The sequence below is a fragment of the Sinorhizobium medicae genome (assembly GCF_007827695.1).
Classification (GTDB): Bacteria; Pseudomonadota; Alphaproteobacteria; order Rhizobiales; family Rhizobiaceae; genus Sinorhizobium; species Sinorhizobium medicae.
The window spans coordinates 207,241-227,496 of record NZ_VITA01000008.1 but is presented as its reverse complement, the minus strand read 5'-3'; the positions used below and the strand labels follow the sequence as shown (position 1 = coordinate 227,496).

Annotated in this window: 23 protein-coding genes and 1 pseudogene; 12 read left to right on the top strand and 12 right to left on the bottom strand. The window is 60.6% G+C overall.

Features of this window, described 5'->3' with window-relative positions; genetic code table 11:
• Window positions 1–108 precede the first annotated feature (108 nt).
• Window positions 109–546, top strand: a complete 438-nt coding sequence (locus FB009_RS16415) for a DUF1489 family protein (RefSeq protein ID WP_011975215.1) — start codon at window positions 109–111, stop codon at window positions 544–546.
• A 58-nt stretch (window positions 547–604) separates the two neighbouring features.
• Here FB009_RS16415 and FB009_RS16410 read toward each other — a convergent pair whose 3' ends face one another.
• From FB009_RS16410 to FB009_RS16385, 6 genes and pseudogenes are all read right to left on the bottom strand, one after another.
• Window positions 605–874: a hypothetical protein gene (locus FB009_RS16410; RefSeq protein ID WP_011975216.1), complete on the bottom strand. Its 270-nt coding sequence runs from the start codon at window positions 872–874 to the stop codon at window positions 605–607.
• Between the two features lie 157 nt (window positions 875–1,031).
• The gene (locus FB009_RS16405; RefSeq protein ID WP_011975217.1) at window positions 1,032–2,516 is read right to left on the bottom strand and encodes a D-alanyl-D-alanine carboxypeptidase; all 1,485 of its coding nucleotides are present in this window, start codon (window positions 2,514–2,516) and stop codon (window positions 1,032–1,034) included.
• 243 nt (window positions 2,517–2,759) lie between these two features.
• Window positions 2,760–3,483, bottom strand: a pseudogene (locus tag FB009_RS16400) (hypothetical protein).
• A 200-nt stretch (window positions 3,484–3,683) separates the two neighbouring features.
• A complete protein-coding gene (locus tag FB009_RS16395) occupies window positions 3,684–4,292 on the bottom strand; it encodes a transglutaminase-like cysteine peptidase (RefSeq protein WP_102045311.1) in 609 nt (202 codons plus the stop codon).
• Window positions 4,293–4,786: 494 nt separating this feature from the next.
• Complete coding sequence (locus FB009_RS16390; RefSeq protein WP_011975220.1) at window positions 4,787–5,395, bottom strand: PilZ domain-containing protein; 609 nt, start codon at window positions 5,393–5,395, stop codon at window positions 4,787–4,789.
• Window positions 5,396–5,485: 90 nt separating this feature from the next.
• Window positions 5,486–6,088 carry a PAS domain-containing protein gene (locus FB009_RS16385; RefSeq protein ID WP_011975221.1) on the bottom strand — a complete coding sequence of 201 codons (603 nt, stop codon included), beginning with the start codon at window positions 6,086–6,088 and terminating at the stop codon, window positions 5,486–5,488.
• A 446-nt stretch (window positions 6,089–6,534) separates the two neighbouring features.
• On the opposite strand from FB009_RS16385, the gene FB009_RS16375 reads away from it, so the two are divergent.
• Window positions 6,535–7,266, top strand: a complete 732-nt coding sequence (locus FB009_RS16375) for a rhomboid family intramembrane serine protease (RefSeq protein WP_011975222.1) — start codon at window positions 6,535–6,537, stop codon at window positions 7,264–7,266.
• Window positions 7,267–7,553: 287 nt separating this feature from the next.
• Window positions 7,554–7,982 (top strand): CBS domain-containing protein, encoded by a 429-nt coding sequence (locus FB009_RS16370; RefSeq protein ID WP_011975223.1) that lies wholly within the window; start codon window positions 7,554–7,556, stop codon window positions 7,980–7,982.
• A 46-nt stretch (window positions 7,983–8,028) separates the two neighbouring features.
• Here the strand turns inward: FB009_RS16370 and FB009_RS16365 are convergent, their stop codons facing one another.
• The 3 genes from FB009_RS16365 to folE all read right to left on the bottom strand — a co-directional run bounded on the left by FB009_RS16365 (window position 8,029) and on the right by folE (window position 10,520).
• On the bottom strand, window positions 8,029–8,994 hold the full coding sequence (locus tag FB009_RS16365) for a patatin-like phospholipase family protein (RefSeq protein WP_011975224.1): 966 nt from the start codon (window positions 8,992–8,994) through the stop codon (window positions 8,029–8,031).
• A 345-nt stretch (window positions 8,995–9,339) separates the two neighbouring features.
• Window positions 9,340–9,792, bottom strand: a complete 453-nt coding sequence (hisI, locus tag FB009_RS16355; protein ID WP_028054089.1) for a phosphoribosyl-AMP cyclohydrolase — start codon at window positions 9,790–9,792, stop codon at window positions 9,340–9,342.
• Window positions 9,793–9,902: 110 nt separating this feature from the next.
• Window positions 9,903–10,520, bottom strand: coding sequence for a GTP cyclohydrolase I FolE (folE, locus tag FB009_RS16350; protein ID WP_011975226.1), 618 nt, complete (start codon window positions 10,518–10,520; stop codon window positions 9,903–9,905).
• A gap of 337 nt (window positions 10,521–10,857) precedes the next feature.
• Here folE and FB009_RS16345 point away from each other — a divergent pair, with 337 nt between their 5' ends.
• The 5 genes from FB009_RS16345 (at window position 10,858) to thrS (ending at window position 14,747) form a co-directional block, all read left to right on the top strand.
• Window positions 10,858–11,304 carry an iron-sulfur cluster assembly scaffold protein gene (locus FB009_RS16345; RefSeq protein ID WP_011975227.1) on the top strand — a complete coding sequence of 149 codons (447 nt, stop codon included), beginning with the start codon at window positions 10,858–10,860 and terminating at the stop codon, window positions 11,302–11,304.
• A 3-nt stretch (window positions 11,305–11,307) separates the two neighbouring features.
• A complete protein-coding gene (gene yidD, locus FB009_RS16340; RefSeq protein WP_018011114.1) occupies window positions 11,308–11,676 on the top strand; it encodes a membrane protein insertion efficiency factor YidD in 369 nt (122 codons plus the stop codon).
• Between the two features lie 16 nt (window positions 11,677–11,692).
• A complete protein-coding gene (locus tag FB009_RS16335; RefSeq protein ID WP_011975229.1) occupies window positions 11,693–12,100 on the top strand; it encodes a DUF2267 domain-containing protein in 408 nt (135 codons plus the stop codon).
• Between the two features lie 5 nt (window positions 12,101–12,105).
• Window positions 12,106–12,645: a DUF1697 domain-containing protein gene (locus FB009_RS16330; protein ID WP_011975230.1), complete on the top strand. Its 540-nt coding sequence runs from the start codon at window positions 12,106–12,108 to the stop codon at window positions 12,643–12,645.
• 119 nt (window positions 12,646–12,764) lie between these two features.
• Window positions 12,765–14,747: a threonine--tRNA ligase gene (gene thrS, locus FB009_RS16325; protein ID WP_145161681.1), complete on the top strand. Its 1,983-nt coding sequence runs from the start codon at window positions 12,765–12,767 to the stop codon at window positions 14,745–14,747.
• 119 nt (window positions 14,748–14,866) lie between these two features.
• Here thrS and FB009_RS16320 read toward each other — a convergent pair whose 3' ends face one another.
• Entirely contained in the window at window positions 14,867–15,862 is a 996-nt protein-coding gene (locus tag FB009_RS16320) for a hypothetical protein (protein WP_024312197.1), read from the bottom strand.
• A gap of 100 nt (window positions 15,863–15,962) precedes the next feature.
• Between FB009_RS16320 and FB009_RS16315 the strand changes: the two genes are divergently transcribed.
• Complete coding sequence (locus FB009_RS16315) at window positions 15,963–16,550, top strand: nitroreductase family protein (RefSeq protein ID WP_018011119.1); 588 nt, start codon at window positions 15,963–15,965, stop codon at window positions 16,548–16,550.
• Window positions 16,550–17,152: a flavin reductase family protein gene (locus tag FB009_RS16310; protein ID WP_011975234.1), complete on the top strand. Its 603-nt coding sequence runs from the start codon at window positions 16,550–16,552 to the stop codon at window positions 17,150–17,152. Before FB009_RS16315 ends, FB009_RS16310 begins: the two co-directional genes overlap by 1 nt.
• Window positions 17,153–17,154: 2 nt before the next feature.
• On the opposite strand, the gene FB009_RS16305 is transcribed toward FB009_RS16310, so the two are convergent.
• Window positions 17,155–17,841, bottom strand: coding sequence for an aldolase/citrate lyase family protein (locus FB009_RS16305; protein WP_011975235.1), 687 nt, complete (start codon window positions 17,839–17,841; stop codon window positions 17,155–17,157).
• Window positions 17,842–17,913: 72 nt separating this feature from the next.
• Here FB009_RS16305 and FB009_RS16300 point away from each other — a divergent pair, with 72 nt between their 5' ends.
• A complete protein-coding gene (locus FB009_RS16300) occupies window positions 17,914–19,047 on the top strand; it encodes a DUF2336 domain-containing protein (protein WP_011975236.1) in 1,134 nt (377 codons plus the stop codon).
• A 14-nt stretch (window positions 19,048–19,061) separates the two neighbouring features.
• Here FB009_RS16300 and FB009_RS16295 read toward each other — a convergent pair whose 3' ends face one another.
• Entirely contained in the window at window positions 19,062–19,490 is a 429-nt protein-coding gene (locus tag FB009_RS16295; protein ID WP_011975237.1) for a hypothetical protein, read from the bottom strand.
• Window positions 19,491–19,697: 207 nt separating this feature from the next.
• On the opposite strand from FB009_RS16295, the gene FB009_RS16290 reads away from it, so the two are divergent.
• Window positions 19,698–20,174 carry a GNAT family N-acetyltransferase gene (locus tag FB009_RS16290; RefSeq protein WP_011975238.1) on the top strand — a complete coding sequence of 159 codons (477 nt, stop codon included), beginning with the start codon at window positions 19,698–19,700 and terminating at the stop codon, window positions 20,172–20,174.
• Window positions 20,175–20,256 lie beyond the last annotated feature (82 nt).

The following is a 20,256-nucleotide window of genomic DNA, read 5'->3' as shown; positions in this document are numbered from 1 at the left end:
GCCGCGTAATTGTTTTCCTCCTCGCGCTGCTAATCCGGAGCCGGCGGGCTGTGGACGAAGCTGTCGGGGGCTTGACCGATACCGCTCGCCGGGTGTTCAGGATGTCCCATGGCTTTGAATCTCGTAAAGCTCTGTGTCGGCGCCGACTCGATCGAGGACCTGCGCGAATGGGTGGCTCGCAAGGCCCTGGCGGCGATCGCTGCCGGGCAGCAACCCCATTCCTTTCACACGACCCGAATGGTTCCGAAGCGCACGGAAGAGCTTCTCGCCGACGGCTCTCTTTATTGGGTGATCAAGGGCTACGTACAGGCCCGCCAGCCGCTGATAGGCGTCGAGACGTTCACTGATGGCGGCGGCATCGGCCGCTGCAATCTTATTCTAGGTCCGGAAGTCGTGGAGACGGAGCTGCAGCCGCGCCGGGCGTTTCAGGGCTGGCGTTATCTCGACGCGAAGGAAGCCCCTCGCGATCTTACCGCGCTCGCCGCCGATGGCAGCGAAATGCCCCTCGAACTGCGGCGCGAGCTTGCTGAACTCGGTCTGCTATAGCCGCGAAGACCTCCGCCCTTCCATGAAATCCTTACGCATTTACCGGAATGGGATCGGATCAGTGCAGGCGAATTCTCAAGGGGTGGCTGCGGCCGAGTGCTGTAACGTGCAGGTGGATGTCTGCCCGAGGCTGGGTCGAACGCCAGGCGCGTGCGCCGTGCGTGAGTAGCATTCCGACAAGGTCTCGTGTCTTTGCCTTGGACCGGTTCAGGCCGATGTCTGCGATGCGCATGGCTGCCTCGTGCAATGGATGCAGCCGAACTCGCGCGGGGTTTGCCTTCCTGTCCGGCACCATGGTGTCACCGGGGACGTTCTCGTTCACTGCCATGCTGACCTCGTTACGCTGTACAAATCCGAGGAGAGCAGCCGGAAAACACGCCGGCCGCCGTTAAAGTGCAGCGCGTCTTATCCGACGCGCTAAAGTGGCTGCTGCACGTTTGCCCTTTAACCGAGTTCGATAACGGAGAACATGCAGGATGGGTCCCTTACTGCTGGCTTGCCCAGCAGGCGAAGCCTTTCTTCTTCAATGCCTTGCATGCGTTGACAGCCTTGTCCTGATCATCGAATCCGCCGAAACGGGCGCGGTAGAGCTGAGCGCCGCCACTGCTGAACGCGACCGTGAAGGGGGTGGCGTTACGCAGCGCCTTTCCACCCTTTTCCTTGGCATTGTCGAGCAGCGTCATGGCCTGCGTCTTGTCAGGCGTGGCGCCGATCTGGATCACCCAGCCTTGCAGTTCGATATTCGCTTCGGTGTGGGCTTCAGCCATGGCCGGTGCCGTTTCCGCCGTTGCGACCGAGTTGGTGATCTGCGAGTCGACGCCGCCGGATTCCGGTTCCCGGCCGAGTCTGGCGCTCTGCGCGTCGAGCGTGTTCGGTGCGAGCACGGGATTGTCCGAAGCGCGCTTCGTCGATGCATAGGCCATTTCAACTCCGCCTGCGCTTTCGCTATCGTACCGGAAATCCGGGACAGGGCCCTTATTCGGCAGGGCGGCGGCGGCCGAAGCAACAGCCGTCGTGGCCGGCCGCACGTCCGCTTCGGCGACCACTGCTACAGGCTCGGCGGGAGCCTGGGCGATAAGGTTGCCGCCGCCGCGGCGCGATGCGGCGGGCATGTACTTGGCTACCAGCTTGCGCATCTGGGCGTCGCGCGAACCGCCGGAGGTGCCGCCCATGACAACCGCGACGATGCTGCGTCCGCCGAGTTGGGCGGAGGTCACCAGATTGAACCCGGAAGCGCGCGTATACCCGGTCTTGATGCCGTCCACTCCCCGGACATTACCAAGGAGCCGGTTATGATTGCCGATCGTCTGCTTGCCGAAACGGAAGCTTCGCGTCGAGAAATAATCGTAATACTGCGGGAAGTGCTGCCGCAATGCGATGCCGAGGCGGGCCTGGTCGCGTGCAGTCGTGCGCTGTTCGGAATTGGGCAGGCCGTGGGCGTTGCGATAAGTCGTGCGCGTCATTCCCAACGCGCGGGCCTTGTTGGTCATCATCCGGGCGAAGCGCTGTTCCGAGCCGCCGAGGAGTTCAGCAAGGGCAGTTGCCGAATCGTTGGCCGAGCGCGTCACCAGAGAGAGAATAGCCTGTTCGACGGTGATCGACCGGCCGGCGCGTACCCCGAGCTTCGACGGCGGCTCCGCCGAAGCTTTCTTTGAAAATGGTACGGGCGTGCTCTTGTTGATCCGACCCGCTTCAAGCGCCTCGAATGTCAGATACAGCGTCATCATCTTCGTAAGCGAGGCGGGGTAGCGCAATTGATCCGCGTCTTCGCCGTAGAGAACCTTGCCGGTCTTCGCGTCAACTACGATGCCGGCATATTTCGAATTGGCGAGAGCGGGCGCTGAAAGGGTCAGCACGACAATCAGGCCGGCGAGGAAAATCCGCCCGACAACTTCTGAAATGGCGCCATACGGGCGTTTCGCGAGACTGGGAATAACGGATTGAGACACTGTATTGCTCTTCATTGTCATAATCAGGGGTGTCGTCCGGACGCCGTCTCCGGATACGACTTGTCCCGAGACAGTATCGGGATAGCGTTACCAATCGGTTTATGATGAATGATTGGTTTTCTCGCACGGGTCGTTTTGTTCAGGATCGGCACCTGCAGCCCATCAGATCAAGATGATTGCGGCAGCCTCGGCCTGAACCCGTGCATACTCCCCCTCATCCCGCTCTAGCCGGCGCATTGGCTGCATCATGACTCTTCGTCAAAATCACGGCAGCAGATGCGCGGTGATGTAGGATTCTATCGAATTTTCGATGGCATGCCATTGCGGCAGCAACCTGCTGGAGAAACGATAGAGAACGGTGAGATCCTTGCCCAGATGCACGTCGCGCTGACAATCCGCACTGGTCGAAGCAGCAGGGAGTTCGGGCAGGACGCAGCGCAGCACATAGGGACGGCGTCCGGCCCTTTCGGCCGTGAAGAAGACTTCGCCGGCATAGCTGGAATCTGGTTTTGCTTCGTATTTGGTCAGACCCCCGGAGGCTGCGACCGGCGTGTCCTGCAGGATATGGCGATAGACGGGGTCGAAGCGCCCTGACATGTCGCGCGACATGGTACTCTGTGCGATCTGCAGAAAGATCAGGCTTTCCGGCCTGCTGACATCGTCGAACAATGATCGGGTTTCTTTGCTGTAGCCCTCGAGACCTGGCCAGGTCAGATAAAGATCCACGCGCTCGGCGATGCGGGTGGTGCGCTGGCTTTCGAGCCTAATGACGTTTGCCGGCAGGCGGAGATGGTCCTGACCGATGAAGATGTCGTAGATCTCGCGGCTTGACGTGTGACCGGCCTGAGCAAGGTATCGGCCGAACCAGCGCCCCGAGAGTGAAAGCGTTCAGTGCGGCGAAGATCGCGACCACCGCAACCGCTTTATAGGCGAAACGGGAGGGCAGGAGCGGCAGGAGTTCCGGCTCGGGATTGCAGGGGCGGTTCATGACAGCGCCGTCATCTGATACCTGAAGAGGGGCGCGCTCTCTTCGGCAGAGCCAGTTTGCTCGATGATCCGCCCCGGGGAGTTCACTTCGTCCCGAGTCTCGCTCAACTTGGTTAACATCGTGTGAAGCATGGCGGTGTTCGCCGCCCGATCATGCGGGCCGAAGATCAGACGCGCACCATGGCCGCCGCTGCGCGGGCGTTAATTTGCGCTGACACTACCAACCGCGATAGCGCGTCCGTCTTGCAGCTTGACCCAGCGGCCGGCATGCTCCGAGGACTGCCGTTTGAGGTAGGTATATTCCGTATCCGACCACAGCAAAACCTTGCTACGCATGTTGTCGAGAATGAAATCCCCGCGGTCGGTCCGGACCGTCAGGACCGCGTGGCCATCGCCATTCGGCTGCAGGACGACGGTGATCAGGAGATCGGCAGGCGAGAAGCCGCTTTCGATCAGCTTGCGGCGTTTCAAGAGGACGTAATCCTCGCAGTCGCCCACGGCATCCGGATAGGACCAGATTTCCTCGACGCCGTGAAGTTCCATATCGGTCATCGGAACGACGGCCTGGTTCACCTCGTAATTGACTTCGAGGATCTTTCTCCAGCCTTCGCGCGTCAGCACGGCCGGACCGTGATCGGCGCCGATGGCCGCGCATTCGGAAGGAGCGGTCTTGCAGAATTCGTAATGCCCAATTGGCGGGTTGGTCGCGCCGCTGACCGTCATGTTCACCGGTACCGCGAAGGCCGGCGCGGCCATAAGGCCGGTGGCGATGGCTGCGGCGGCGATTGCCATGGTGATGATTGTGCGCATGTTTGTCTCCCCGTTCTGGTTCGACATTGGCACAGAGTTTTTTACCGGCGGCGAAGATCGGAAGTAAAATCAAGAACAAACTTGAATAAGATAAGAATAAAACTCGATGATAAATGTAATAAAATTCGACTCAAATTTTATCGAATGTTGTGGGCCCACGCCGTCGATGGGCACTAGCGCCAGGTAAGCCACTGAAAATGTTTGGTGAAAACGGAGATTTTACGCCCGCTGCAACCGCGAGGACGCCCGCCTCCATGAAGATGCGGTAAATTCAGGATCTGATCTCGCGTCGAGGGGGATTAATACTGTGCGGCTGGAAGCGTAACGTCCGGTTTACCAGAATGCACATCGGCGGCGGGCAGAAGATTATCGGCCCCGTCGCGGGCTCAGAAGCGCGAGGGTGACTTGCGCAAACTGTTACGCATGTTCCTGACAGTGGTAACGGTCTTGACCCGGAACCCTCGCGGCATTCGAGCAAATTTCCGTGGAGCGTTTCACAAGAACTCGGTCAGTGCCTCGCGGGACTGTATCCCGGAAAACTCGATGGCAACGCCTTCCTGGAAATGCCGGACGATCCTGCCCTTCATATTGCCGAGCTTGACCGGCGCTCCGATGGCAGGCCGGATGTCGACGTCGACCGCCGCACCGGAGAGCGAGAGGTCGATGATCCGACAGCTGTACCTCTCGCCGCTATCGACAGAGAGTTCCGTCAAGACCTTGCGTGGCGCGAGCCGATCATGGCGCCGGTCCTCCGGCAGGCCGAGTTCGTGCTTGTTGGCGATCCAGGTAAGCTGTGCTGCAAGCTTTTCGCGTTTGCGCTCCGTGGCGTTGAGCTGGATCACGAACGCATCGTCCGAAACGCGTGAGACCGTGCCTTCGAGGCGGCCCACATGATCGACATAGGCGATGATGCGCTCCCCGCCGCGCGGGCGCGCGGGGGAGGTGAAGAGAACGTCGCCCGGCGACATCTCCACGGCGGTGCAGGCGTATTCCTCATGGCTGGCAAGCATCAGTCGCCCCGAAAGATTGACCGCGACGCGCTGAAACGCGCTTTCCTGATATGCTTTCTGGGCGCTGCTTTGCGCATGCTGGGAGGAGAACATGGCCACTCTGCGATGGATATATTTTTGTAGGCGAAAGTATAGAACGTGGCGGTTAATAGAACGTTGGCCATTCACTGCACCAGCGACGGCTCAATTCCGTCTTCCGCCCTCGAATACCGGAAGGTGTTGCGCCCTACGGATCGGAGAACGGTGTGTGTCAAGGCGGATCACTGTGTTACCCGCTCGGGTGAGCATTTCCGGCACTTCGGAGTTTTCCTGAACTTGCTCCAGCATGAGGTGCTGCAATGGCATCATGTGCAGCCACATCGGACCGGACAGCGGCGACAGCGCGCCGAGTACACGGTCGCCCTTGCCGTCGCGAGAGGCGAGGGGCGTCATCAGTATTTCCAGGTCCAGCCAATCCCCGGCTGCGGTGGCGCCGGACGCGGCGAGGACTATCGGAGTGCAGGATTCGATGGCCTGCCGGGCGATCCGGCCAATGTCTTCCTGTTGATCGCCGCGCCACAAGGAGGAGAATTGCCGATGGCGAAGTTCATTGCCAAACAGACTGCAGATGTTGGTGCCCGCGAGGCGAAAATAAATGCCGCCGGCCGGCTCTGTCTGCAGGATGAAGACGTTCGGCAGAAGGGACCGTATATCCCCCGGCTGTATCTCATCACGGCGCGGGAGATCGCGGTTGCCCCGGACGTCGTTCCAATATTGGAACAGCTCCACTGTCGTTCTGCTGCGCATGTTTCCGTTCGTCCCTGTTGCCGTCCGGCCGTGCCAAATCGGGACGGCTGGCGATCTCTCGCGTGATCCTGGAGGGTATGGAGCGAATTCCGTGCCAGGGCAGAATTAAGGTTAATGGCTGCTTTCGATTGCCTTCGCGGGCGGCGGCTGCCATTCATAAGTCAGCACTTCATGAAGATTGTCTTCAGCACATCGACTGACGCGTCGCGGAACGGCGCGCGACGCCGTTCAGTTTTCGCTGGACGGCCTTTTTCTGTTTGCTTATCCCTTGGCGCGCTAGAGCGGGAAGAAGGAAACGGTACGCGTTATCCGACCGCGCCCGCCCAAGCAATCAGAATCGGTCACGCTCATGAGTCAGGTCGTCCCGATCTAGAATCATCGTGAACCATGCGGGCGTTCGCTGCCGCCTCAGAACACCCACAGCGACCGGAGCGAAGAGGGCAGCCATGCAACAGGATCAGGCGGCAACATCACCGGATACCGATGGCGAAGGTGCTGCAAGCCGCGGCCGCGAACCCGCCTTCAATCTCCCGCGGGGACTGACAGCTATCCTCTTGTTTCTGGCCTTGGTTCACTTTTTGAGAACCTATGTTCTGCCGGCCGAACTCGACCGCGAGGTGATTCTCAATTTCGCCTTCTTACCGGTGCGCTACACGCTTCCGCTCGGCGAGCAGGGACTGGTTTGGCTGTGGACGCCAGTGAGCTATTCCTTTCTGCACGGCAGTTGGGAGCATCTGATCTTCAATATATTCTGGATGATCGCGTTCGGCGCGCCGGTGGTGAGGCGGATAGGCATTGGCCGACTGGCTGTGTTCTGGTGCCTGTCGGCAGCCGCCGCCGTCGGATTGCACGTTATATTCCACTGGGGAGAGATGGCCGTGGTGATCGGGGCTTCGGGAGTCGTTTCGGGTCTGATGGGGGCGGCGGCGCGATTTGTATTTTCTCCGAGCGGTCGCATCAGCCGCCAGTTTGCCCATCTCAATAGGCGGCTTTCGTTTGCCGAGACGCTCACCAACCGGTCCGCGCTCGTCTTCACCGGCATCTGGTTCCTGACCAACTTTCTGGTGGGTTTTGGCATCTTGTCGATCGGAGGTGCGGGAAGCGTAGCCTGGGAGGCGCATATTGGCGGGTTTCTTTTCGGTTTCCTGCTGTTCGCCTTCTTCGATCCGCGCGGCTAAAGCCTCTCCCGTCTAAATGGCCCTCTGCAGAAGCCTTGATTTCCTGAGGTCGCTGGAGCACCATTCATAACGGCCGCCGAATAAGAGGCGGCCGCGGAAAGGGCCGGGTGCCGGCGTAGCTTTGTGCTGAGGAGCGCGGAAGGCTGCGTTGGCGCCGGACTGGACAGGGTTTCCTGCGGCCATCTGCACTGTCACGCGGTCTTCCTTCCACCGGGGAAAGTGCAGCGACCGACATGGCCGGACCCTCGTCCCGTCGGTCCGATTTAGTCGCAACGGGAGATGTGCGCATGTCAGTGAAAGCGATTCTCAACGAAAAAGGTCACGACGTCATCACGGTTACGGAACAGGTGACGGTTCAACAGGCCGCGACTTTGCTGCATGAAAATCATATTGGTGCCGTTGTCGTCGTCGATCCCGAGGACCAGATCGTCGGCATCATGACGGAGCGCGATATCGTTGCCTCGATTGCCAGATATGGCGCGAGCTGTCTCGATAAGCCGGTTTCGTCCGTCATGTGGCAGAACGTCTATTGCTGCCGCGAGGAGATGTCGGTCGACACCCTGATGGAGATGATGAGCAAACTTCGTGCGCGTCATCTTCCTGTGGAGCGGGAGGGCCGCTTGGCAGGCATTATCTCGATCGGAGACGTGGTCAAGTATCACATACGGGCGATCGAGAACGAGGCCGAACAGATCAAGGCCTATATCTCCGGTTGAGCCGAATTTGGGGCCAGCGCTTTTTGGAATGTTGGCCTCGACCCCCTCAACGCAGCAGCGTTTCCTGCATGCGCCTGATCTCGGAGAGTTTGACCTTGGCTTCCTGATAACCTCGATCGATCGCTTCGCCTGCGCGATGGAATTCGGAAAGTCCGATATCGTTGAGCTTCGGGTGGAGAGACAGATCCGGCGGATCACCTGCCAGCCGGGCGCGCGAAATACGATCCTGAATGATGTTGAAGGCTTGGACCATGACGCTGGTCATGCCGAGCCGTGCTGAAAAGCGGTTAACCTCCGTCGCGGGCACGTCCGGCGATTCGACACCGGCGTTGTGCTTGACCACGGCGGAGCGCCCGTAAACGTCATAGTTCAGATTGACGGCAACGACGTGCAATTGCTCATGCGCGCGGCAGACTGAAACGGGAACGGGATTGACGAGAGCGCCGTCGATTAGGGTTCGGCCGTTGGCTTTGACGGGTTCGAAAATCCCGGGCAATGCGTAGGATGCCCTGATGGCCGTGATGAGGGAGCCTTTCTCGATCCACACCTCATGGCCGCTGTAAACTTCAGTGGCGACGGCGACGAAGGGCCGATCGAGATCCTCGATGTTGAGGTTCTGCAGATGCTCCTGCATGCGCTTGGTAAGCCGCAGGCCACCGAACAGGCCACCGCCGCCGATGGCGAAATCGAGCAAGCCGGCAATGCGGCGCACGGTAAGGGAGCGGGCGAACATTTCCAATTCATCGAGCTTGCCCGCCAGATAGCAGCCGCCGACGAGCGCACCGATTGAGGTGCCGGCAATCATTCCGACTTCGATGCCCTCTTCGTCGAGGGCCTTCAGTACGCCGATATGGGCCCACCCCCGCGCAGCGCCGCCACCGAGTGCCAGAGCAATTTTAGGCTTTACGGACTGGGAAATCGGTGGTGCTGGAGGAGTGGTCGTGACCGACGAGCCGTTTGCGCCGGAAAGATCGGCAATCTGACTGTTACGCGTAAATGTCCAGTTCAGCATCCGGCACCTCCGACACCGCCGAATAGTTCAATTTCTACATGCGCCCAGCAGAAAGGCTCTGCCAAGTCCGGCTGACGCATGATCCCCCAACCGACCCGATTCGGCCACCGAAACATGCCGGTGCCGCCCTTGCGAACGGCCGTTGAAAGACTGGCACCGCGATCGAGATATAACACCGAACCGGTCGCGAATGCGGCCGGTCCGATAAACATTGGATACAGCCTGCAACACATTTTGGCTTCCCGCCGTTCCCGCGGGAACCACTTACATGATTAATGATTAGGCGCCTTTTTGGTTGCCAAAAGATGAATATATCACGCGGGCGAACCAGGAAAACGCAGATGCTCAGCTTTCGGCGTAGACCTGCTTCAGATCGAAGTGTCTTTCGTCGTCGGTGATCACCAATTTTGCCTGCCCTTCGTCGACGCCGACCGTTCGGTAAAAACAGGAGCGGCGTCCCGTATGGCAGGTGGCATCGTGGCCGGCGACCGAGACCTTCAGCCAGATGGCATCCTGATCGCAATCGGTTCGAATCTCACGGACGGCCTGCACGTTGCCCGAGCTCTCGCCCTTTTTCCATAGCCGGCGGCGTGAGCGACTGTAGTAATGCGCCACTCCGGTCTCGAGCGTCAGGGCCAGAGCCTCCGCATTCATGTGCGCGACCATCAGCAACGCGCCATCGCCTGCATCGGTCACGACGGCCGTGATAAGGCCCTTCTCGTCGAAACGCGGGGTGAAGGCCGGACCGGTTTCCAGGTCGGACTTGTTCTGCGGGGGGGAAGCGAAAGTGAGGGTCATCATCTAAGCTCCGCTAGGGCGCGTCGCACTTCTTGATCGGATGTGCAACGGCGCCGTAGCACCTGTGTGGCTGCGTGCGTTCCAAGCTGGGGAACATGCGTTGACGGCGCTTATTTGAAACCCCGAAGCATCGTCATGAAACGGACCTGTTCAGCCGGTTCGCTCTTGAACTCACCAGTGAAGGTCGTCGTCATCGTCGTGGCGCCCTGCTTCTTGATGCCGCGCATGGCCATGCACAAATGCTCGGCTTCGATCATCACCGCCACGCCCCGGGGCACGAGGGTCTCATCGATGGCCCTGGCGATCTGCGCCGTCATTGCCTCCTGCGTCTGCAGGCGGCGGGCGTAAATATCGACGACACGGGCGATTTTGGAAAGGCCGAGCACGCGACCGTTCGGCAGGTAGGCGATATGGGCCTTGCCGATAATCGGCACCATATGGTGCTCGCAATGCGAATAGAACGGGATGTCCTTTTCGAGCACGATATCATCGTAGCCGGAGACTTCCTCGAAGGTTCGGCCGAGCACGTCTTCCGCCGCGAGATCGTAGCCGCCGAAAATTTCCCGATATGCCTTGGCGACACGCGCGGGCGTGTCCTTCAAGCCTTCTCGTGCCGGATCTTCGCCCGCCCAGCGCAACAATACACGAACGGCTTCTTCGGCTTCCTTTTGCGTCGGACGACCGCTTGTATCGTCGAGCACAGGAAAATTCTTTACTATGGCGTCCATATGGCCCCTTTAAGCAATACGAAATTGCTGACGTTTTATCTTTCGGACAACTCGCCATTGGCCATACGCCTAACCCTGCAGGCTTGGGTTCCGTTGGCGGGTTCCGGGGCTTTCGGGTCTTGGCTTAGCAGTGCACTGGACCGTCCGGCACGGTTTCCCAAACAACAGGCGACACTTGATCCCCTTGCGGAACTGTCACCCCAACACGACATAGCATATAGTATGGGGCCATATGGATAAAAGAGCTCGAATGCGCCACGCCGTGCTTTTTTCCCGCCCCCTGGAGAAAATCATGCGCAGAATGGCCAAAACCACGAAAAATCAACCGGATTCCTAAATGATCGACGACATTTACAACAGCAGGATCCTCGAATTCGCAGGCAACGTCCCGCGCATCGGAATGTTGCCGGAGGCCGACGCCGAAGCAGCGGCGCACTCCAAGCTTTGCGGCTCTAAGGTGAGGATATGGCTGAAGATGGATGGCGACGTCGTCACCGATTTCGCCCATGACGTCAAGGCTTGCGCGCTCGGTCAAGCATCGTCTTCCATTATGGCCCGGCATGTCGTCGGCGCCCGTGCGGACGAGATTCGCAAGGCCCGCGAGGACATGCTTGCCATGCTGAAGGCCGACGGGGAAGGTCCCTCAGGCCGTTTCGAGGACATGCGTTTCTTGATGCCGGTCAAGGACTATAAGGCACGCCATGCCTCAACGATGCTGACTTTCGATGCCGTCGTCGATGCCATCTGCCAGATCGAGGCAAAGCGCCTCGCTAGCGCCGTCTGAGCCATGTGTCCGCGATCCGATCATGCTGTGACCCGTCGCGAAATGCGCACCGCACAGAGCCGGAACTGGTCCGGACCGTTCCGCAAGACGCCAGGGCGGCTCGTGGGCATGGCCCTGATTCGCGCCTATCAACTCACGCTGTCGAGTTTGATCGGCAATTCCTGCCGGCATCTGCCGACCTGTTCCGAATACGGCTTCGAGGCAATCGCCCGATATGGCCTCTGGGCCGGTGGATGGCTGACGTTGTTCCGGGCGGTCCGTTGCGGACCCGGCGGAACGCATGGGTTCGATCCGGTGCCGGAAACGCTCGCGGCTCGCCAGCACTGGTTTACGCCCTGGCGCTACTGGCAACCGCGCAGAAAGGACGCGTGAGCCCGTGACCATTCCGATGGAGTACCGGCAGGCATCTGCGGATTTCGACCGCTTCATGCTGAATGCGCGCGACATTGCGGCCCTTCAAACAACCAACCAGGCCTATACGATGGTGCAGGCGGTGTTTTACGCTTTCCGGTGCCGCCTGGAGGTTACAGACGCCCTGCTTTTCGCCGAGGTGCTGCCGCCGGTCCTTCGCGCGATCTTCGTTGCCGAATGGAACCTGCAGGAACCGGCGGCACCTTTCGCCGAGCGCCGCGCTATGACCCGGGAGGTACAGGCTTTCCGCGGCGATCATAACGTCTCCCCTGACACGGCGATCACGGATGTGGCCGCCGCGCTACGACGCAATGTCGACGAAGCAATGCTGGACCGTGTCCTGGCGCGGCTACCCGCAGGTGCAGTCGATTTCTGGCGGGCTTGAAGCGCATGCGGACCTACATTGCCTTGCTTCACAGCATCGTTCTTGGCGAGGGCCGTCGCGTTGTGATGTCCGACTTGAAGGAGGTGGCCGAAGGCCTCGGCTACAAAAGGCCGCGCACGCTTGTTGCCACGGGCAATCTCCTGTTCGAAGCTCCCGTCAAACCGCTGGTCGAGATCGAAACCGAACTCGAGAGGGCTTTTGAAAAGGCCTTCGGTCGTCACGTCGACATCATCCTCCGTTTCGCCGAGGATTGGGTGAGGCTTGCGGATGGCAACCCGTTTCTTCCGGAAAGCGAAAAGGACCCGTCAAACGTGCATGTGCGGGTCATGCGCTCTCCTCTCGAAATCGAGGTGCAGGGAAAACTGGTCGGCTATTGCTCCAGAGGCGAGCGCGTGGCAATCGTCGGCGGCGATCTCTGGATCGATTTTGCGGGCAGGGCGAGCGGCTCGAAATTGCTCGGTGCGCTGACGACCAGACGGCTGGGCATCGGGACGTTGCGCAACTGGAATACGGTCAGAGGCCTGCGCAGAATGGCCGGCGGCTGAGCGGCCTGCGCCTTTACTCCAACGTGAAAAACCTTTATCAGGCCCGCGTCAATTCACCGGCCAGCATCCGGCAAACCATACCACCCGCATTCGTTGGCGGGACTGGATAGGAGATCATGATGTCGCATTCCGTTTCCCTTACATTCCCCGATGGCTCCGTGCGAGAATTCGCCCCCGGCACGACCGGCCGCGATGTTGCGGAATCGATCTCGAAGTCGCTCGCCAAAAAGTCCGTCGCGATCGCCATCGACGGCGAGCTGCGTGACCTCTCGGATCCCGTGACGGAAGGCAGGATTGAGATCGTGACGCGCGAGGACAAGCGCGCGCTAGAGCTCATCCGCCACGACGCGGCCCATGTCATGGCGGAAGCCGTCCAGGAGTTGTGGCCGGGAACGCAGGTGACCATTGGCCCGGTCATCGACAATGGTTTCTATTACGACTTCGCAAAGAACGAGCCCTTCACGCCCGACGACCTGCCGGTCATCGAGAAGAGGATGAGGGAGATCATCGCGCGCAACAAGCCTTTCACCAAGGAAGTCTGGTCGCGCGACAAGGCCAAGGAGGTCTTTGCCGTCAAGGGCGAGAGTTACAAGGTTGAACTCGTCGACGCTATCCCCGAAGGCCAGGACCTGAAGATTTATTACCAGGGCGACTGGTTCGATCTCTGCCGGGGGCCACATATGGCTTCGACGGGCCAGATCGGCACCGCCTTCAAATTGATGAAGGTCGCCGGCGCCTACTGGCGTGGCGACAGCAACAATCCGATGCTGACGCGCATCTACGGCACCGCCTGGCACACGCAGGAGGAGCTCGATCAGTATCTGCACGTGCTGGCCGAGGCCGAAAAGCGCGACCATCGCCGGCTCGGCCGCGAGATGGACCTGTTCCATTTCCAGGAGGAAGGACCGGGCGTGGTCTTCTGGCACGGAAAGGGCTGGCGCATCTTCCAGAGCCTCGTCGCCTATATGCGCCGCCGCCTCGAAGGCGATTATCAGGAGGTCAACGCTCCGCAGGTGCTCGACAAGTCTCTCTGGGAGACCTCCGGCCACTGGGGATGGTATCGTGACAACATGTTCAAGGTGACTGTCGCCGGGGACGATACGGATGACGATCGCGTCTTCGCGCTGAAGCCGATGAATTGCCCCGGGCACATCCAGATCTTCAAGCATGGCTTGAAGTCTTACCGGGAACTACCTGTAAGGCTGGCAGAATTCGGTGCCGTCCATCGCTACGAGTCATCAGGTGCGCTGCACGGCCTGATGCGCGTGCGCGGCTTCACCCAGGACGACGCGCACATCTTCTGCACCGATGAGCAGATGGCGGCCGAATGCCTGAAGATCAACGATCTTATCCTCTCCGTCTATGAGGACTTCGGCTTCAAGGAGATCGTCGTGAAGCTGTCGACGCGGCCGGAAAAGCGTGTGGGCTCCGATGAACTGTGGGACCGCGCCGAGGCGGTGATGACGGAGGTCTTGAAGACGATCGAGGCGCAGTCCGAGGGCCGCATCAAGACCGGCATCCTGCCGGGCGAGGGTGCGTTCTACGGTCCGAAATTCGAATATACGCTGAAGGACGCAATCGGCCGCGAATGGCAGTGCGGAACGACGCAGGTCGATTTCAATCTGCCGGAGCGCTTCGGCGCCTTCTACATCGACAGCGAATCCGAGAAGCGTCAGCCGGTCATGATCCATCGCGCCATTTGCGGGTCGATGGAGCGTTTCCTCGGCATCCTGCTCGAGAATTTTGCGGGCCATATGCCGCTGTGGATCTCGCCTCTGCAGGTGGTGGTCGCAACGATCACCTCGGAAGCGGATGATTATGGCCGCGAAGTGGCCGAACGCTTGCGGGACGCCGGCCTGACGGTCGAGACCGATTTCCGAAACGAGAAGATCAACTACAAGGTCCGCGAACACTCGGTAACAAAGGTTCCGGTGATCGTCGTCTGCGGCAAGCGGGAAGCAGAGGAACGTTCCGTCAACATCCGTCGCCTGGGCTCCCAGGCGCAGACGGCTATGTCGCTCGACGAGGCAGTTGCTTCGCTCTCCGCCGAAGCCACGGCGCCGGACCTCAAGCGCAAGGCGGAGCGGACCGCCCGCGCCTGACGCGCTTGCCTCTACGCCTGCCAGTCCATTCTCCCGCGTGCGGAGAGAAGGGCCTGGCAGGCGTTCACTCGATCGCCTTCTCAGGCAATGGCTGCATCAGAAGCGTGCGGCAGTTTCCGTCAGTCCTGTGCGTTGGCGGCGTGATCGGCTTCGCCGCTGCCGTCGAGCAGCACTTCGACATCCGTGTTGACGCCAGCCTGCACTGCAAAATCGCGCTGGTAGATCTTGTCCTTGTTGCGGGCAACCGCGGTATAACCGCCCTCGGCCAGGACAAGCGTCGGGAAGGCACCGACACTCTCGCTGACGACGTCGCCCGAGGAGGTCAGGATTGACCAGGCAGTGTCCGCAATGGCTTCGCCGCCGGCTTCCGAAACGAGCTTCAGGGTCAGCTTCGCGGCGCGGTGCTGGATCGTCGCTTCGGTCAGTTTGCCGGCTTCGATCTGGATATCGGCACGGATGACGGCATTCACCGCGCCGTAATTCGACACGACGTGATAGGTGCCGGCATTGAGACGGACCAGGGTACCGGGCTTCACGTCGGCGACCACAAGGCCGCGTTCGCCATCCTCCTTCACGTCGGAGGAGAAGATCGAAAAACTGAGTTCGTTCGGCGGGATACGAACGTCGCTGCCGGAGACGGCGTTCAGCATGACTCCCCCGGCATCGAGGACGAGGACCTGCTTGTCAGCCGGGCCATCTTCCGGCACACGGATCTTGCGGGTCGCCCCAGCCCTGCCAAAGGCGACATTGACGAAATATTCGCCGGGCACGAGATTGAAGGCGGTTGAACCGCCTTCGGATGTGGCGAGCAGCGGCAGCTTGCCGTCGCTGCCGGGAATGGGGCTGAAAACGCGCCAGGTGAGACCCGACTGAACCGGCTCTCCCTGATCCGTCAGAAGCGCCTCGAGTTTTACGTCCTTCAGTTCGCCGCCCTGTATCGGATCTGTGATGAGCGGACTGAAACCGGTGAGCTTCGGCATCTTGTGCGTGCCGGAGACGGATGGGAAGCTCTTGAAGGCGTCAGTCGGGTCCTCGGCAAGCGCGCGCCCCGCACCCACCCCGGCGAGAGAGATCGCCAGAACGGTCTTCAGGAAAATACGCGGGCGGAGATGCATGAGAGCAGTTGACTTCTTGACTGTGCGACTCCACTTGGGACGCCGGTATGGCATTTTCGTGGCCGTCGGTCCGGCCGCAAATTAGTGGAATTCGCTCAACATGAAAACCGAAATAAAGCTTGTCGATTATCTTGCATGCCGCAGATCCATTCCAGCCTTCCAGATGGGCGAGCCGGGACCGGGCAGGGCAGAGGTCGAGGAGATGCTGAAGCTGGCGTCACGCGTCCCCGATCACGGCAAACTGGCTCCGTGGCGCTTCATCGTCTATCGGGGCGAGGAAAGGGCGCGCATCAGCGCCGAACTGAAGAAAATGGCCCTTGCCGCCAAGCCGGACATGCCGGACGAGATGATCAAGGTCGAGGAGACCCGGCTTACGCGCGCACCCGTCGTCGTCGCCGTGGTCAGCAAGGCGGCGCCGCATTTCAAGATCCCCGAATGGGAGCAGCAGATGTCGGCCGGAGCCGTTTGCCTCAATCTGCTGATGGCCGCGAATGCCCTTGGCTTTGCTTCGAACTGGCTGACGGAATGGTATGCCTTCGATGAGCGGGCCTACCCGCTTCTCGGCGTGGCACCGGGGGAGAGGATCGCAGGCTTCATTCACATCGGTACGGCCATGGTACCGCCGACGGAGCGGCCCCGGCCCGAACTCGAGGAAATCGTCACCTGGGTCGGAAAGGGGGATGATTGATGTTCTATGATACGGCCGGTAACGGGCACGGCCTGCCGCACGATCCCTTCAAGGCGATCGTGTCGCCGAGACCTATCGGCTGGATCGGCACGCGCAGGGCAGACGGGGCGCTGAACCTTGCTCCCTATTCCTTCTTCAACGCCATCAGCGACCGGCCGAAGCTGGTGATGTTCGCCTCGAGCGGCTACAAGGACTCGGTTCGAAACATCGAGGCGACAGGGGAATTCACCGCGAGCTTCGCGAGCCGAAACCTGAGTGAGGCGGTCAATCTCACCTCGGTTGCTGCCCCGCACGGTGAAAGCGAGTTCGAGATCGCAGGACTGACGCCGGTCGACGGAACGCTCGTCAAGGCACCCTATGTGGGCGAGGCATTCGCCGCACTCGAATGCCGGATGACAGACATCTTCCGCCCCAAAGGCGTCGATGGCCTCGTGTCCGACAGCTATGTCGTCATCGGCGCGGTCGTCGGCATTCATATCCGGGAGGAGGCCATTCGTGACGGGCGATTTGATATGGCGGCCGTCAAGCCGCTCGCCCGTCTTGGCTATATGGACTATTGCGACGGCGGCGACGTCTTCGAAATGATGCGTCCGGTTCGCTGACCCTAAAGAAGTTCGATCTGCTGCGGCGACTGGAGGGCTATGCTCGAGAAGCCGTTGTCCACGCTGTTTTGCCAAAGTCGGCGCAAAGCGGCCTCGTCGGCGTCGGCGGCCAGCATATCGTAAGCCGCAAGGCCGGCCTCTCGAGCCCTTAAAACCGCAGCAGCACGACCGGCTCGAACGACGGCGGGCACATCGCCCGTTGCGGTCACGGGCCTGCAGCCGCAAGCTTCGGCGAGGACCGTTGCATCGAACACCAATGCCGAAAGGCGCGGCGAAACACCTGCCAGAGAATGCGGCGACAAGACGCTTTCCGGCGTCGTCGCGTATTCGGCAAGAATCACCGTACGTCCATGAGGCTTTCCTGTCGCCGCCTCCGCGACCTTGAGCAATACGTCGAGCTTCTCAACGTCTGCCGGCCCGCGGCATCCGGCCCGGACGACACCGTCGAAGCCGTTGCCGATCAAGGTTACAAGGTCGTCTTCACCGGGCTCGCTCTCCATTCCTACTCGGGCGAGCAACAGGCAGCGCGTATCGGTTCGAGGCAGATCCGAACGCGTCAGATGCGTTGTGCTGCCGTCCATCTCCGCTACGACCGCTTCAACGGAGCCCAGGATTTCCGACGAAGGCAAGGGTTGGCCAGCCTTCAGATAGAGGAGAGGCAGGGTGGTTTGTGAGTCGTTAACAGGCATGGTGAACCAATCTTAAACCTTTGACCGATAGTCTCGGAACAACGGGGCTGTTCGGTGACGAGTGGGGCATAGGTGATCATACAAGCATTTCTTTGCTGGGTGGAGACGGCAAAAGCCGGGGATCGCGCCAGCGCTGCCAGTGCGCTTGGCCGCGCCTATGCCAAGGCCGGGACGAACGGCGTCGATCCACAGGCAGTCGAGATGGCGATGACCTTTCTCCTCGACGACCCTTCCCCCAAAGTACGCCTTTCTCTGGTCGAGGCGCTGGCCGATTGCCCAACCGCACCGCGCGCGATCATCAAGGCGCTTGCGCAGGACCAGCCGGAAATCGCCTACATCGCCATTTCGCGTTCCCCTGTTCTGAATGACGACGATCTTGTCTACATGTCGGCGAACGGCGACGCGGAGATGCGGGCGCTGATCGCGTCCCGCGCCACGGTCTCGCGCGCGCTTGCGGCGGCAATCGCTGAAATCGGCGGCGAGGAAGAGGTGCTTATTCTGCTGGAAAATCCAGGTGCCGGGCTTTCGCCCGGGTCGCTGCGGAGAATTGCGGACCGTCTCGGGGATTGCGTGGTCACTCGTGGCCTGTTGCTCGAACGCGATGACCTGCCGAGTGACGTTCGCCAAAGCCTTGCGGAGAAAGTAGCCACTGCGCTTGCGGCTTCGGGCTTGGTGCGATCCGCTATCGGCCAGGAACGGGCGCGGCGTGTAGCGCAGGAATCTTGCGACGCGGCGGCGCTGGCGCTTTCTTCGGATGCGTCGAAGGAGGAACTGCAGCGGCTGGTTGCCCGTCTCCGCAACGCCGGCCGGTTGACGCCGGCCTTGCTGCTGACGGCGCTCTGCAGCGGCCGGACGGAGCTCTTTTCTGCGGCAATCGTCGACCTGTCAGGAGTCCCGGAAAAGCGCGTTCGGGCGATCCTTTCGGGCGGGCGGTTCCATTCAGTCAGGGCCCTTCTTGAAAGTGCGGGATTGGGCCGTGACGTGAGCGGCGTCTTTTCGGAGGCCGTGTTGTTCTGTCAAAGCGAGGCAGATCCGGACCGTGACGGGGTTTCCCCCTCAGTCGCAGCGAGACTTTCCGATCGCCTTCGCGATTGCAGCCTCGATGCATTGCACGCCGTTGCCGAACTTGCAGAGCGGCTGGCTTTCGCCGAGCAGCGGCAGAGGGCGCGCAACTATGCATCGCGGTTCTCCCGCCAGGCCGCCTGATGGCCTGGACCGGCTCAGTTGCCGAACCGGCGCGCGACCCAGGAATAGCCGTTCTCCACATAGTGGACCGGCGCGGTAACGATCGCCTTCAGTTTTTCCCGGTCAGGAACTGCGCCTGATATCAACGCCAGAGCGCGGCGCGGCAAGGTTGGCTCTTCGCCCTGCGTCGGCGTTATGTTTTGCGGCATATCCGGCTGCATGGGAAGCGTGGCATTCACTTCCGGCACCGGCTCCGTTGCTGCGGTCACGGCCGGGCCTGAGCTTTCGCAGACGGCCACCACGACCGGGTAGTTCCTCTCGGAAAACCGCGGCAGTTCTCTCTGCGATTCCGTATCGCACTGCGCAATCGACGGCCAGTCGCCGTTCACGGTGGCGATGTAATGGCATTGGCTGACGTCGTCGTCGCAGCCGAGAATGGTCATGACGATCAAGGCGGCTTTCATGGTCGAGTCGTCCGTTCAAATGTCGCTGGGTTCTTTATGGCCGCCCGATTCGGTTCGATGAAGGCCAAATGCCGCGACGCGCCAAACAAATTGTTTCTCCTGGTTAAGGCGCTTGATTGCGGCACGTTCGATGCACTGCGCATTTTGACGTATTGGTCCGGGAAATATTCGGCTTTAGTTTGCGGACGTAACGCACGGAGAGATTGAATGCCGACCGTAACAATTGCAGAGGAGCCGCCGCGCCAGCTGGCCGTTCTCCGCCTGCTTGAAATGTCCGATGCCTATGCGTCATCGCTCTATCCCGCCGAAAGCAACCACCTGGTCGATCTCTCTCAACTGGAACTGTCGACCGTATCTTTTTTCGTTGCCCGGCGTGACGACCACATCGTCGGCTGCTGCGCCCTCGTCGAAGCTGGCGACGGCACGGCGGAAATCAAGCGGATGTTCGTGGACCCGGAGGCGAGGGGATTGAAAGCCGGCAGGCTGCTTCTCTCCGCGCTGGAGGGGAAGGCGGAAAAGCTTGGCCTCACGGCGATCCGCCTCGAGACCGGCATCTACCAGCCGGAGGCGATCGGTTTGTACAAGGCATCCGGATATGTCGAGAGGGCGCCGTTCGGCAGCTATCAACCGGACCCGCTCAGTCTGTTCATGGAGAAGCGGGTGGCGCAGACGGTTCGAAGTTGATTCGGCAGGTTGCCCCTCATCCGCCCTGCCGCGGGCCTTCTTCCGGCAAGCGGGGCGAAGGGAGTTCCGGCGCGATATCAGG

What these genes read in the sequence shown, in the direction of transcription:
- FB009_RS16415 (WP_011975215.1), top strand. Translation starts at nt 109, where the DNA reads ATGGCTTTGAATCTCGTAAAGCTCTGTGTCGGCGCCGACTCGATCGAG.
- FB009_RS16410 (WP_011975216.1), bottom strand. Translation starts at nt 874, where the DNA reads ATGGCAGTGAACGAGAACGTCCCCGGTGACACCATGGTGCCGGACAGG.
- FB009_RS16405 (WP_011975217.1), bottom strand. Translation starts at nt 2,516, where the DNA reads ATGACAATGAAGAGCAATACAGTGTCTCAATCCGTTATTCCCAGTCTC.
- FB009_RS16395 (WP_102045311.1), bottom strand. Translation starts at nt 4,292, where the DNA reads ATGCGCACAATCATCACCATGGCAATCGCCGCCGCAGCCATCGCCACC.
- FB009_RS16390 (WP_011975220.1), bottom strand. Translation starts at nt 5,395, where the DNA reads ATGTTCTCCTCCCAGCATGCGCAAAGCAGCGCCCAGAAAGCATATCAG.
- FB009_RS16385 (WP_011975221.1), bottom strand. Translation starts at nt 6,088, where the DNA reads ATGCGCAGCAGAACGACAGTGGAGCTGTTCCAATATTGGAACGACGTC.
- FB009_RS16375 (WP_011975222.1), top strand. Translation starts at nt 6,535, where the DNA reads ATGCAACAGGATCAGGCGGCAACATCACCGGATACCGATGGCGAAGGT.
- FB009_RS16370 (WP_011975223.1), top strand. Translation starts at nt 7,554, where the DNA reads ATGTCAGTGAAAGCGATTCTCAACGAAAAAGGTCACGACGTCATCACG.
- FB009_RS16365 (WP_011975224.1), bottom strand. Translation starts at nt 8,994, where the DNA reads ATGCTGAACTGGACATTTACGCGTAACAGTCAGATTGCCGATCTTTCC.
- hisI (WP_028054089.1), bottom strand. Translation starts at nt 9,792, where the DNA reads ATGACCCTCACTTTCGCTTCCCCCCCGCAGAACAAGTCCGACCTGGAA.
- folE (WP_011975226.1), bottom strand. Translation starts at nt 10,520, where the DNA reads ATGGACGCCATAGTAAAGAATTTTCCTGTGCTCGACGATACAAGCGGT.
- FB009_RS16345 (WP_011975227.1), top strand. Translation starts at nt 10,858, where the DNA reads ATGATCGACGACATTTACAACAGCAGGATCCTCGAATTCGCAGGCAAC.
- yidD (WP_018011114.1), top strand. Translation starts at nt 11,308, where the DNA reads ATGTGTCCGCGATCCGATCATGCTGTGACCCGTCGCGAAATGCGCACC.
- FB009_RS16335 (WP_011975229.1), top strand. Translation starts at nt 11,693, where the DNA reads ATGGAGTACCGGCAGGCATCTGCGGATTTCGACCGCTTCATGCTGAAT.
- FB009_RS16330 (WP_011975230.1), top strand. Translation starts at nt 12,106, where the DNA reads ATGCGGACCTACATTGCCTTGCTTCACAGCATCGTTCTTGGCGAGGGC.
- thrS (WP_145161681.1), top strand. Translation starts at nt 12,765, where the DNA reads ATGTCGCATTCCGTTTCCCTTACATTCCCCGATGGCTCCGTGCGAGAA.
- FB009_RS16320 (WP_024312197.1), bottom strand. Translation starts at nt 15,862, where the DNA reads ATGCATCTCCGCCCGCGTATTTTCCTGAAGACCGTTCTGGCGATCTCT.
- FB009_RS16315 (WP_018011119.1), top strand. Translation starts at nt 15,963, where the DNA reads ATGAAAACCGAAATAAAGCTTGTCGATTATCTTGCATGCCGCAGATCC.
- FB009_RS16310 (WP_011975234.1), top strand. Translation starts at nt 16,550, where the DNA reads ATGTTCTATGATACGGCCGGTAACGGGCACGGCCTGCCGCACGATCCC.
- FB009_RS16305 (WP_011975235.1), bottom strand. Translation starts at nt 17,841, where the DNA reads ATGCCTGTTAACGACTCACAAACCACCCTGCCTCTCCTCTATCTGAAG.
- FB009_RS16295 (WP_011975237.1), bottom strand. Translation starts at nt 19,490, where the DNA reads ATGAAAGCCGCCTTGATCGTCATGACCATTCTCGGCTGCGACGACGAC.
- FB009_RS16290 (WP_011975238.1), top strand. Translation starts at nt 19,698, where the DNA reads ATGCCGACCGTAACAATTGCAGAGGAGCCGCCGCGCCAGCTGGCCGTT.